Raw genomic sequence first — 11,373 nt, 5'->3', positions numbered from 1 at the left:
GGGGAGGATGTTTTGAGGAACGATACCCTTTAAGGCAGTCATAATGCTGACCCGCCTTGTCCTCACCGATTTCCGCAATCATGCAGACCTCGCGCTGAACCCCGGCGCGGGGTTCGTCGTGCTGACTGGCGAGAATGGGGCGGGCAAGACCAATGTGCTGGAGGCGGTGTCGCTACTCGCCCCCGGACGTGGACTGCGCCGTGCCGCACTGTCGGCGATGGCGCGGCAGGGTGGCAAGGGCGGATTCGGCGTGGCCGCGACGCTCAACGGCGATGTCGAAATCGCCACCGGGGCTCTTCCGTCCGCGCCCGAGCGACGGGTGGTCCGGGTACAGGGGGCGGGTGCGAGCGCCAATGCGCTCGCCGATTGGCTTTCAGTGCTGTGGCTGACCCCGGCGATGGACCGGTTGTTCGTCGAGCCGGCCTCCGAGCGGCGGCGCTTCCTCGACCGGCTGGTGCTGGCGCTGGCCCCGGCGCACGGGATGCACGCGACCCGCTATGACGCGGCGATGCGCGAGCGCAACCGGCTGTTGGCCAGCGACGGTCCGGTCGATCCCGACTGGCTGAGCGCGTTGGAAGCGCGGATGGTCGAGCATGGCGCGGCGCTCGATGCCGCGCGCGTCGCGGCGGTGGCGGCGCTCGACCAGCGGCTGGAGGAGGTGCCCGACAGCGTGTTCGCGCGCGCCTCGCTGGCCCTGGAGGGCGAGGCGGTCGATCCGGCCGCCTTCGCCCATGCGCTGGCGATGGGGCGCAGGCGGGATGCGGCGGCGGGGCGGACGCTGGTCGGGCCGCACCGCGCCGACCTGTTGGTGACCCATGTCGCGAAGGGGCAGGCGGCGGCGCTGTGTTCGACCGGCGAGCAGAAGGCGTTGCTGCTGGGCATCGTGCTCGCCCATGCCGATCTTGTCACCGAACGGCGGGGCGCGGCACCGGTCCTGCTGCTCGACGAGGTGGCGGCGCATCTCGACCCGTCGCGCCGCGCTGCACTGTTCGAGCGGCTGGCTGGGCGGGGGCAAGTGTGGATGACGGGGACCGAGCCCGCCTTGTTCGTCGATGTGCCAGGCGAGGCGACGCGGATAGGGTTTTAAAGCGCGGGGCTCCCTCACGAAGCGACGCGAAAAAAAGGGGGGAGCGAGGTGGGCGCTATTGAGTCCTTTGCGGCGGCTGCCGATATGGTCCGCAAGGAGAATGGCATGACATCCCCTGGAAAGACGCCCCCGGCGATGAAGCAGTTGGACACCGGCAAGTGGGTTTATCCCATCAATTCCTCCGGGACGGAATTCTCCGACGAAGAATTTGATTCGGAGGAGGATGCCCTGACGGCATGGCGTCGAACGCGCGTTTCGTACGCCAAGGGGCCGACCCCGCCGACCCCGCCGACGCCGCCAGACATCACCCGTCCTCGTGGCGGTGGCATCGGCGATTGAGCCGCTCGAATTGCGGGTGCGGATGGGATCATCGCCGATCCTTGAGGGGGCGTGCGGTTCGATGTCGTGAAAGACGGAACCGGTGGACTTCTCCTATCCCAGGCGAGTGACTTGACGGGATATCCGAGCGAGAAATATCACCGGCAGATCGCCGCCGCGACCATGTCCAGCGCTCGGTCATAGCTCGCCCGTTCGCCCGCGCTGAGGAAACCTTGGCTTGCAACGGCGGCGTTGGCGTCGCGGCGGACGCGTTCGACCTGTTGCCATAGCTTCTGCGCCTGCGGCTGGGTCAGGCGGCGGGCCTTGCGGGCGGTGCTGATGTCCGCCTGCAGGATATTGGCGCGCACCGAGATGTGCGCCTGGCGGATATCGCGGATCGCGCCGCCGGTCTGGCCACGGACGTGGTGCTGCTGCGCCAGGTCACAGCTCGGATAGTCGCGTCGGGCCGACGGGGCAGCGGGGGAAGCCGCCGTCAGGGCGATCATGGTGGCGCCAAGCAACAGGCTTTTGTCGATCATCGACCGTCTCCGGATTTTCAGGCGAACTCTATACCCTTCGGTCCCGCCCCGGCATCTGGCCGGGGGATGACATCGCCGTCAGGCCAGTTTCTCGGCGAGCGCCGCATTGCCCTGCATCATCGCCAGCGTGCGGGCGGTATTGCCCGCCATGTCGGTGATCGACAGGTCCGCACCATGCGCGATCAGCAGGTCGAGAATATCGCCCTGGCGAAACAGCGTCGCCATCATCGCCGCCGTCTGCCCCGCGCGGTTCTGATAATTCACATCCGCGCCGCGGGCGATCAGCAGCCGGGCGATGTCCGGATAGCCCTTGAACGCCACGCCCATCAGCGCCGAATTGCCCTGCGCATCGGTCGCGCCCTCGGGCTTGGCGCCGGCGTCGAGCAGCAGCGCGGTGGTCGACCGATGGCCGTTATAGCTGGCCAGCACCAGCGCGGTGTAGCCCCGCGCATCCGCTCCCTCGATATCCGCGCCCGCGCGCAGCAGCGCCGCCACCGCCTCGTCATGCCCGCTCCGCGCGGCATCGAAGAACAGCGTCTGGATCTGCTCGGGACTGGGCAGCGCGGGGGTGTCGGCGGGATCGGTCATGGCGCTTCAAACGCCACGAAACCACCCCCGTTGCAAGAGGGCACGAAAGGGCGGCGTCCCCTCCCATTTCGCTTCCCCTGAAGGGCGGTAATTCCTATATACTCGCTATGGCAGATACCCCCCAGACGAATGAGTACGGCGCCTCCTCGATCAAGGTGCTGAAGGGCCTCGACGCGGTGCGCAAGCGGCCGGGCATGTATATCGGCGACACCGACGACGGTTCGGGCCTCCACCATATGGTGTTCGAGGTCAGCGACAATGCGATCGACGAGGCGCTGGCGGGGCATTGCGACCGCATCGATATCCAGTTGAACGCTGATGGCTCGGTCAGCGTGACCGACAATGGCCGCGGTATCCCGACCGGCATCCACCCCGAAGAGGGTGTGTCAGCGGCCGAGGTCATCATGACCCAGTTGCACGCGGGCGGTAAGTTCGAAAACACCAGCGACGACAACGCCTATAAGGTTTCCGGTGGCCTGCACGGCGTTGGCGTGTCGGTGGTCAACGCGCTGTCCGAGTTCCTGGACCTGACCATCTGGCGCGACGGCGAAGAGCATTACATGCGCTTCGCCCATGGCGATGCCGTCGCGCCGCTGAAGGTCGTCGGCAAGGCCGCGCCGGGGCAGAAAGGCACCCGCGTCACCTTCCTGCCCAGCCCGGCGACCTTCAAGATCACCGAGTTCGACTTCGACAAGCTCGAGCATCGCTATCGCGAACTGGCGTTCCTCAACTCAGGCGTGCGGCTGTTCCTGACCGATGCGCGGCATGAAGAGCCCAAGACCGTGGAACTCTATTATGAGGGCGGGATCGCCGCCTTCGTGAAGTGGCTGGACCGGTCCAAGTCGCCGCTCTTCCCCGAGCCCATCGCCATCCATGGCCAGCGCGATGCGATCGGCATGGATGTCGCGCTGGAGTGGAATGACAGCTATTATGAGAACGTCCTGGCGTTCACCAACAACATCCCGCAGCGCGACGGCGGCACGCATATCGCGGCCTTCCGCGCGGCGTTGACCCGCACGCTCAACAATTATGCCGACAAGTCGGGCCTTCTGAAGAAGGAGAAGGTCACGCTGACCGGCGACGACATGCGCGAAGGCCTGACCGCGATCGTATCGGTCAAGCTGCCCGATCCGAAGTTCAGCAGCCAGACCAAGGACAAGCTGGTGTCCTCCGAGGTTCGCCAGCCGCTCGAATCGCTGATCGCGGACAAGCTGGCCGACTGGCTGGAGGAAAATCCCCAGAATGCGCGTGCGATCGTCGGCAAGATCATCGACGCCGCCGCCGCGCGCGAGGCCGCCAAGCGTGCCCGCGAGCTGACGCGGCGGAAAGGCGTGATGGACATCGCCTCGCTGCCCGGCAAGCTGGCCGATTGCCAGGAGCGCGATCCCGCCAAGTCCGAACTCTTCCTGGTCGAGGGTGACTCGGCCGGGGGTTCGGCCAAGCAGGGGCGCAACCGCCATTTCCAGGCGATCCTGCCCTTGCGCGGCAAGATCCTGAACACAGAGCGCGCGCGGTTCGACCGCATGATCTCGTCCAAGGAAATCGGCACGCTCATTCAGGCGATGGGCACCGGCATCGGCCGCGACGATTTCAACGCGGACAAGCTGCGCTATCACAAGATCGTCATCATGACCGACGCAGACGTCGACGGCGCGCATATCCGCACGCTGCTGCTGACCTTCTTCTATCGCCAGATGCCCGAGCTGATCGAGCGCGGGCACCTCTATATCGCCCAGCCGCCGCTCTATAAGGCGACCAAGGGGCGGTCGGAGGTGTATCTGAAGGACGACACCGCGCTCGACGAATATCTGGTCGAGGCGGGCGTTTCGACCATGGTGCTCGAAGGGCCGGGCGGCGCGCGGTCGGGCAATGACCTGAAGGCGCTGGTCGATCATGCGCGGCGGATGCGCATCCTGATGCGCTATGTCCCACGCCGCTATGACGCGTCGATCATCGAGGTGCTGGCACTGGCGGGCGCGCTCGATCCGGTGCTGACTCGCGAGCAGCGCATGGCGACGGTAGTCGAAACCACGCGGCGGCTGGAATCGGGCGATCACGAGGCGCGCTGGTCGGCGCGGCTGACCGAGGATGGCGGCGTCCATTTCGAGCGGCTGTGGCGCGGTGTGACCGACCACCACATCGTCGAGGCCAGCTTCATCGCCTCGGCCGAGGCGCGCAAGCTGCACACGCTGGCCGCGGAACAGGCCGAGAGCTTCGCCCAGGCGGGCAAGCTGGTGCCCCTGCGCAGCGCCGCGACCGAGCCTTCGGCCGATGTCGTGCCGACTGACGAGGAGGGCCACAGCACCACGCTGGCGCGGGGCGAAACCCGCGTGGCGCGGCCCAGCCAGTTGCTGGAGGCGATCCTGACCTCGGGCCGCAAGGGGCTGGCGATCCAGCGTTACAAAGGCTTGGGCGAGATGAATGCCGAGCAGCTGTGGGAAACCACGCTCGACCCGGCGGTCCGCTCGATGCTGCGCGTGACCTCGGACGATGTCGCGGCGGCGGACGAGGTGTTCAGCCGGTTGATGGGCGAAGTCGTCGAACCCCGGCGCGAGTTCATTCAGGACAATGCGCTGAACGTAGCGAATCTGGACGTGTAATATCCCCAGCTCCGTTCAGCCTGAGCGAAGTCGAAGGCCACGCAAATCCCTTGGGCTTCGACTGCGCTCAGCCTGAACGGCGGGTGGGAATGGTGGCATCAGTTTTGAACAGGAGAGAGCAGGCATGAAGGCGATCGCACTGGGACTGTTGCTCGCGGCGGGGGCGACCGCCACGGTGGCGCAGCAGAAGCCGGCGGCCTCGATCAAGCCCGCCGCCGTCCCGGCCTATATCACCGCCGCGCTCGCCGACCCGGCGCGCGCCGATCAGGCGGGCGATGACGCGCGGCGTCAGGCGGCGGCGGTCCTCGCCTTTTCCGGCGTGAAGCCCGGCGATACTGTGATCGATTACCTGCCGGGCAAGGGCTATTGGACCCGTATCTTCTCCGGCGTCGTCGGGGCCAAGGGCCATGTCTATGCCTATTGGCCCGCCGCCGCCCAGAAATATGCCGAGAAGTCGCTGGGGGCGATCCAGGCGCTGAACCTGCCCAATGCGACCGCGCAGGTGCAGGCGGTGAACCTGCCCGCCGCCGACAAGCCGGTCGACCTGTTCTGGACCGTCCAGAATTATCACGACGTCGCCAACAAGGATGCCGGTGAGCCGGCGCTGCGCGCGTTCGACCAGGCGGTGTTCAAGCTGCTCAAGTCCGGTGGCACGTACGTAATCATCGATCACGCCGATGCGGTGGGTAAGGGACTAGCCAACACCAACACGACGCACCGGATCGACCCGGACTATGTGAAGCGTCAAGTCCAGTCGGTCGGCTTCCGCTTCGTGGGTGAGAGCCGGGTGCTGCGCAATCCGGCGGACGATCATTCGAAGAACGTCTTCGACCCCGCCATTCGTGGGGTGACCGACCAGTTCGTCTACAAATTCCGCAAGCCCTGACGCGGTATCGCCGGTGAACCCTATTCCGATCGGCCGGTTGTCGGTCGACGCGGCCACGGGTGGAGCAAGGGGGATGGCGGGTTACGGACGGTGCTTAGGGCCGGCAGTCGACGAGGTGGCGGTCCCTACCATTGGCTTGGTTGCGGCGGCGCAGGATACGTCCACCGCGACTCATGGCTATAGTGCGGTGCCGCACGCGGAGTCGGGCGTGGCTCTGAAGGGCCTGCGGCGCTTGGTGATGCGGGTAATTTGAAGGGGGGCGTGGCCTTCGACTTCGCTCAGGCTGAACCGGTGTTCGTATGGGCCCGACTTCCCAACCGCCGTTCGGCCTGAGCGAAGTCGAAGGGAAACCGCCGCCCTAGACCGGCACCCGCAACATCGCCCGCACGCCGCGATGCGCGGGATCATATTCCACCGCCGTCTGCAGGCTCTGCGCCATCGCGCGGATCAGCTTGGTGCCGAGCCCGGTGCCCTTGGGCGCTTCATCCGCCGCCATGCCGCAGCCATCATCCTCGACGACCAACAGGCATTGCGCATCTTCGCGCGCCACCCGGATCCGCACCTCGCCCGCGCCGTCCGGATAGGCATATTTGCAGGCATTGGTGACCAGCTCGGTCACGATCACCCCGATCGACACCGCGCGGTCGGTCTTCACCCGGATCGGTTCGGCCATCAGGGTCAGCGTGCGCGGCATCGCGTCGCTCGACCAGCTTTCGCCGAGCTCCTCGATCAGCGCGCCCAGATAGTCGCGCAGGTCGACCTGTTCGACATCGTTCGCGGTGTAGAGTCGCCGGTGTACCTGCGCGATCGCACGGATGCGCCGCTGCGTATCCTCCAGCGCCTCGCGCGCGCGCTCATCGGTCATGACGCCCTTTTGCAGCCCGATCATCGCCGAGACGAGCTGGAGCGAATTGGCGACGCGGTGATTGACCTCGCTCAGCATCGCCTCCAGCCGGGCGTTGGACGCGCGCAACTCCGCCTCGGCCGCGGCCTTGGCACGCTCCAGCCTGGTGCGGTCGAGCACCTGTTCGAAGCTGGCGGCGAGCAGGTCGAAGAAATCCTCGCCGACCGCCTTGACCACATAGTCCGCCGCGCCGGCCTTCAACGCCGCCACCGCGATCCGCCCCTCGTCCGATCCGGTGACGTAAACAACCGGCGGCGGCTCGCGTAGGGCGTTGATCGCGGTCAGCGTCTCCAGCCCGTCCATGCCCGGCATATAATGGTCGACCGCGACCAGGTCGAAGCCGCCTTCGGCCGCCAGCGCGACGCCTTCGGCGCCCGAGGCCGCGCCCGTCACCGCCCAGCCGCGCCGCGCCAGCGCGCGCGCGACCAGCCGACGCAGCGCGTCGTCATCGTCGATATAGAGGATGCGGGCACCCTCCATCGTCGGCAGGGCGGAGGAGTGGGTCAGCCCTCGACTTCCGGAACCTGGATCACCGACAGGAACAGACCCAGCTGGCGGATCGCCTGGGCGAAATTCTCGTAATTGACGGGCTTGGTGATGTAGACGTTGCAGCCCAGATCGTAGCAGCGCTGGATCTCGACCTTGTCGTCGGTGGTGGTCAGCACGACGACGGGCGCGCGGCGAAGCGGGCTGTTCTCTTCCTTGATCCGGGCCAGGATGTCGGTGCCGCTCATGTCGGGCAGGTTCAGGTCGAGCAGGACCATCGCCGGGCCGCTCTTGGCCGGCCCATCGGGCGCGTGGAACAGATAGTCGAGCGCGGTCGTGCCGTCGGTGAAGTGGCGGATGTCGTTCAAGATACCGGCACGCCGGATATTCTTCTCGATCAATCGGGCATGGCCCTCGTCATCCTCGATCATGACGATGCCAACGGAGCGATGGTCGTTCATTCAGGCACTTTCCATGGAAAGGGAGGGGGGTAGCGACAGGAAGAAGGTGGCGCCTTCACCCAGTTGAGATTCGACCGAAATCGTGCCGCCCAGGCGATAGGCGAGCGCGCGGACATGAGCCAGCCCGATCCCCTCGCCCGGCTGGTCCTGCTGCCCGGAGCGGCGGAACAGATCGAAGACGCGCTGATGGTCGCGCGGATCGATGCCCCGGCCATTGTCACGCACGGCGACGATCACCCGCCCCCGCGTCTCTTCGGCGGAGATATGGACCTCGGCTGGCCGCGTTGGGTGGCGGTATTTGGTGGCGTTCTCGATCAGGTTGGAAAGAATCTGCTCCAACGCGATCCGGTCGCTGACGATCACGGGCATGGGCCGCTCGATCGTCACGGTCACGCCGCGATCGTCGATCACATGGCGGATCGAATCGGTGATCTGCTCGGCCAACTGGTCGAGCGCGATCATCTCGGGCGCCAGCACCCGGCGCCCTTCGCGGCTGAGCTTCAGGATCGCGTTGATCAGCCGGTCCATCTTGGCGGTCGAGGTGCGGATGAAGCCGATTGCCTCGGGCAGATCCTCGCGCGCGGCCAGGCGGGCGTCCTCGGTCACGATGTGCGGCGCCTCCGCCTCGGCGCGGTCAATCAGCTCGGCCAGCGGCTGGGTCGCTGCCGACAGTTCGGCGGTGAAGCCCATGACATTGACCAAAGGCGAACGCAGATCGTGGCTGACGATATAGGCGAAACGCTGAATCTCTTCATTCGCCAGTGCTAGGTCGGCGGTACGTTCGGCGACCTGCTCCTCCAGCGTCGCGTTCAGCCTGGACAGCGCATCGCGCGACTGGCCCAGGTCGCGCGTGTAACGCCGCACCGTCAGGAAGGAGATCAGCGCCACCAGCACCAGCAACAGGCCCGCGACCCCCAGCACCGCCGAGAAGGTCCGGCGGCTGGTGTCCTGTTCGGTATCGCGAATGTCCAGCAGGCGGCGTTCCTCGTGCGCCATGGTGGAGAATACCTCACGCAGGCGCTGCATCCGCTCCAGCCCGCTATCGATGCGGAACGCGCGCAGCGCATCCCCACCGCGCCCCTGGCGGACCAGTTCGTTGGTCGCGCGCTGTGCCGCGTCGAGCGAGGCCAGCCGCTGCATGACCTGCGCCATGGGTTCGCGTTGCCGGGGATTGTCGGCGGTCAGGCGCTTGAGTTCGGCAAGATAGGGTTTCAGCGCGGCCTCGGCCTGCTCGAAACTGGTCAGGAAGCCCGGGGTGCCGGCGAGCATATAGCCGCGCCGCGCGGTCTCCTTCTGCTCGGTCAGGCGACGCACCTCGGTCAGCGTGCTTTCGACGCGATAGGTGTGGATGACCCAGTCGGTATGTCGGTTGCCCTGATGAATGGCATAGGCCGCCGCGCCCGCCGCGATGAGCAGCGCCAGAAAGCCGGTCGCCATCGCGGCGATCAGGATGCGACCGATCGGGCTTTCGGTGGGTGAAGTGGTGGTGGCCCCCTGCATGGCGTCATGCCTTATCGAAGGAGCCGGGGCGGCGCCAGAGCCGTTACGTGCCTGTTACAGCAACAATTCCTGGGCGCTGGGCCGGCCGACATGGCCGCCGCCCCGCCGCCGGGCCATCTCGGTCTCGGCGGTGAAGCGGACATCGGGATCACGGTCGCTGAGGAAGCCGATCAGCGACTCCTCGTCGATCTCACGCCAATCCTTGCCGCGATCGGGGCCGTAGCGGACACGGGGGAGCAGGCCGGGGCTGCGCGACCATTCGAGCAACTGTGCCAGACTCGCCTCGTTCAACTGGTCGCGCAGGTGGTGCGCGGTGACATAGGCGTCGGGGAAAGCGCGGTGGATCGGCAGGCCACGCTCATGCACCAGCCCCTCGGGCTTGCGCCAATAGCGCAGCACCTGGTTGGAAAAGCTGGGGCTGTCGGGCCAGAGGCGCAGTGCGCATTTCCACGTGCAGATCCAGTCGGCGGACTGGGTCATGGCGGGGGTGCAGAATTGCTGCTCGAAATCGGCGCGATGCGCGGCCAGCGCCAGACGACGGGGCCAGGGGTCCAGCACGCGGCGTGCGACGTCATGCCACCAAGGGGCGTCGGCGACCTGTTCGTCGAGGATATGGTGGATGGCTTGCGTGATGGGCGGGATCGGGCGGCCCGGATTGACGAGGAGGCTGCCGCCTTCGCCCTCCAACTCCCAGCGGCCGTTCTTGCCCAGCGCGACATCCTGCCAGCCGATCTCGCACACACCGTGCGTGGGCGGGGCCTGTCCGGTCGTCTCCAAATCGATGACACGGATAATCTGGGGCTGGGGACGCTGCATCGTCTCTATGTGGGCGTTTAGCCCGCGAAAAGCGAGGGCGTTATCCCATCAGCGCGCGGTCGCGCAGTCCCCGCCAGACCCGGAGCGCCTGCACCGTTTCCGCGACGTCATGCACGCGGATCAGTTGCACCCCCGCCTCCGCACCCTTCAGGGCGAGCGCGAGCGATCCGCCAAGCCGGGCATCGACGGGGGCTTCGTGGGATAAGGCGCCGATCATCCGCTTGCGGCTGGCCCCCAGCATGATGGGACAGCCCAAGCCATGAAAGATGGCGAGGCCGTTGATCAGCGCCAGATTGTCAGCGAGCGACTTGCCGAAGCCGATGCCGGGATCGACCATGATCTGCGCACGCGGCACCCCCGCAGCCTCGACCGCCGCGATCCGCGCCTCCAGCCAGTCGAACACCTCCGTCAGCACATCGGCGTAACCGACGCGCCCATGCCCGCCCTTGGCGGGATCGGGTGAGTGCATCAGAATGACGGGACAGCCGGCCCCCGCCACTACCTCCAGCGCGCGGTCGTCCCAGAGGAGCGCGGCGACATCGTTGACGATGCCCGCACCGGCCGCCAGCGCGGCCTCCATCACGGCGGCCTTGCGTGTGTCGATCGATACCAGCGCGCCGCCCTTGGCGAGCCGTTCGATCACCGGCACGGTGCGCGCAATCTCATCGCCTTCCCAGACGGGGGCCGCGCCCGGGCGGGTGGACTCGCCGCCAAGGTCGATCACCGCCGCGCCCAGCGCCGCCATGGCCATGCCGCTGTCCGCCGCGGCGGCGGGTTCACCGATATGCTTGCCGCCGTCGGAGAAACTGTCGGGCGTGACGTTCAGGATCGCGGCGACCTGCGGCTGGTCGAAGCGCAGCGTGCGCGGACCCATGACCCAAGGTGCGCGGGGGGCGGTGAAGGCGGCGTGGAGCGCTTCAGCGCGGGGGGAGCCCCCCAGTTCCTGCTGGAACCGAGCCATGGGCACGACGCGGCGGCTGTCACCTTCGCGCACCTCGTAAGCGGCGAACCATTGCATCCCACCGGCCAGCCGCGCGACGCTGCCGTCCTCCAGCCCGACGGGGGAGTCGACGAATTGGACCGGGCGCAGGTTCATAGGGATTCTTTCTCAACATTCCTCCCCTGCAAGGGGAGGTGGCGCGCGTAGCGCGTCGGAGGGGTGTCAACCTCTCGATAGCGGGACACCCC

Annotated in this window: 11 protein-coding genes; 4 read left to right on the top strand and 7 right to left on the bottom strand. The window is 67.0% G+C overall.

All coding sequences use genetic code 11. From position 1 onward, the window contains the following. The first annotated feature begins 43 nt into the window (after window positions 1-43). Complete coding sequence (recF, locus tag SP6_RS12625) at window positions 44-1,087, top strand: DNA replication/repair protein RecF (RefSeq protein WP_007407135.1); 1,044 nt, start codon at window positions 44-46, stop codon at window positions 1,085-1,087. Window positions 1,088-1,222: 135 nt separating this feature from the next. Further along, on the top strand, window positions 1,223-1,426 hold the full coding sequence (locus SP6_RS12620) for a hypothetical protein (protein ID WP_037570278.1): 204 nt from the start codon (window positions 1,223-1,225) through the stop codon (window positions 1,424-1,426). Between the two features lie 137 nt (window positions 1,427-1,563). Here SP6_RS12620 and SP6_RS12615 read toward each other — a convergent pair whose 3' ends face one another. Further along, window positions 1,564-1,944: a hypothetical protein gene (locus tag SP6_RS12615; protein ID WP_007407132.1), complete on the bottom strand. Its 381-nt coding sequence runs from the start codon at window positions 1,942-1,944 to the stop codon at window positions 1,564-1,566. Window positions 1,945-2,022: 78 nt separating this feature from the next. After that, window positions 2,023-2,532 carry an ankyrin repeat domain-containing protein gene (locus SP6_RS12610; RefSeq protein WP_007407138.1) on the bottom strand — a complete coding sequence of 170 codons (510 nt, stop codon included), beginning with the start codon at window positions 2,530-2,532 and terminating at the stop codon, window positions 2,023-2,025. A 107-nt stretch (window positions 2,533-2,639) separates the two neighbouring features. Here SP6_RS12610 and gyrB point away from each other — a divergent pair, with 107 nt between their 5' ends. Both gyrB and SP6_RS12600 read left to right on the top strand, forming a co-directional pair. Beyond that, on the top strand, window positions 2,640-5,132 hold the full coding sequence (gene gyrB, locus SP6_RS12605) for a DNA topoisomerase (ATP-hydrolyzing) subunit B (RefSeq protein WP_007407142.1): 2,493 nt from the start codon (window positions 2,640-2,642) through the stop codon (window positions 5,130-5,132). Window positions 5,133-5,256: 124 nt separating this feature from the next. Continuing rightward, window positions 5,257-6,018 (top strand): class I SAM-dependent methyltransferase, encoded by a 762-nt coding sequence (locus tag SP6_RS12600; protein ID WP_007407136.1) that lies wholly within the window; start codon window positions 5,257-5,259, stop codon window positions 6,016-6,018. A gap of 358 nt (window positions 6,019-6,376) precedes the next feature. On the opposite strand, the gene SP6_RS12590 is transcribed toward SP6_RS12600, so the two are convergent. From SP6_RS12590 to folP, 5 genes are read right to left on the bottom strand one after another with little or no spacing between them, the layout of a single operon-like run. After that, the gene (locus tag SP6_RS12590) at window positions 6,377-7,402 is read right to left on the bottom strand and encodes a sensor histidine kinase (RefSeq protein ID WP_007407134.1); all 1,026 of its coding nucleotides are present in this window, start codon (window positions 7,400-7,402) and stop codon (window positions 6,377-6,379) included. Between the two features lie 23 nt (window positions 7,403-7,425). Beyond that, window positions 7,426-7,869 carry a response regulator gene (locus SP6_RS12585; protein ID WP_007407139.1) on the bottom strand — a complete coding sequence of 148 codons (444 nt, stop codon included), beginning with the start codon at window positions 7,867-7,869 and terminating at the stop codon, window positions 7,426-7,428. Then, complete coding sequence (locus tag SP6_RS12580; protein ID WP_007407133.1) at window positions 7,870-9,369, bottom strand: sensor histidine kinase; 1,500 nt, start codon at window positions 9,367-9,369, stop codon at window positions 7,870-7,872. A gap of 54 nt (window positions 9,370-9,423) precedes the next feature. After that, on the bottom strand, window positions 9,424-10,185 hold the full coding sequence (locus tag SP6_RS12575; protein ID WP_007407140.1) for an exonuclease domain-containing protein: 762 nt from the start codon (window positions 10,183-10,185) through the stop codon (window positions 9,424-9,426). Window positions 10,186-10,225: 40 nt separating this feature from the next. Continuing rightward, entirely contained in the window at window positions 10,226-11,281 is a 1,056-nt protein-coding gene (gene folP, locus SP6_RS12570; protein WP_007407141.1) for a dihydropteroate synthase, read from the bottom strand. Window positions 11,282-11,373 lie beyond the last annotated feature (92 nt).

This window comes from Sphingomonas paucimobilis NBRC 13935 (assembly GCF_000739895.2).
Classification (GTDB): Bacteria; Pseudomonadota; Alphaproteobacteria; order Sphingomonadales; family Sphingomonadaceae; genus Sphingomonas; species Sphingomonas paucimobilis.
This window is presented reverse-complemented; position numbering and strand designations above follow the sequence as displayed.

What these genes read in the sequence shown, in the direction of transcription:
- recF (WP_007407135.1), top strand. Translation starts at nt 44, where the DNA reads ATGCTGACCCGCCTTGTCCTCACCGATTTCCGCAATCATGCAGACCTC.
- SP6_RS12620 (WP_037570278.1), top strand. Translation starts at nt 1,223, where the DNA reads ATGAAGCAGTTGGACACCGGCAAGTGGGTTTATCCCATCAATTCCTCC.
- SP6_RS12615 (WP_007407132.1), bottom strand. Translation starts at nt 1,944, where the DNA reads ATGATCGACAAAAGCCTGTTGCTTGGCGCCACCATGATCGCCCTGACG.
- SP6_RS12610 (WP_007407138.1), bottom strand. Translation starts at nt 2,532, where the DNA reads ATGACCGATCCCGCCGACACCCCCGCGCTGCCCAGTCCCGAGCAGATC.
- gyrB (WP_007407142.1), top strand. Translation starts at nt 2,640, where the DNA reads ATGGCAGATACCCCCCAGACGAATGAGTACGGCGCCTCCTCGATCAAG.
- SP6_RS12600 (WP_007407136.1), top strand. Translation starts at nt 5,257, where the DNA reads ATGAAGGCGATCGCACTGGGACTGTTGCTCGCGGCGGGGGCGACCGCC.
- SP6_RS12590 (WP_007407134.1), bottom strand. Translation starts at nt 7,402, where the DNA reads ATGGAGGGTGCCCGCATCCTCTATATCGACGATGACGACGCGCTGCGT.
- SP6_RS12585 (WP_007407139.1), bottom strand. Translation starts at nt 7,869, where the DNA reads ATGAACGACCATCGCTCCGTTGGCATCGTCATGATCGAGGATGACGAG.
- SP6_RS12580 (WP_007407133.1), bottom strand. Translation starts at nt 9,369, where the DNA reads ATGCAGGGGGCCACCACCACTTCACCCACCGAAAGCCCGATCGGTCGC.
- SP6_RS12575 (WP_007407140.1), bottom strand. Translation starts at nt 10,185, where the DNA reads ATGCAGCGTCCCCAGCCCCAGATTATCCGTGTCATCGATTTGGAGACG.
- folP (WP_007407141.1), bottom strand. Translation starts at nt 11,281, where the DNA reads ATGAACCTGCGCCCGGTCCAATTCGTCGACTCCCCCGTCGGGCTGGAG.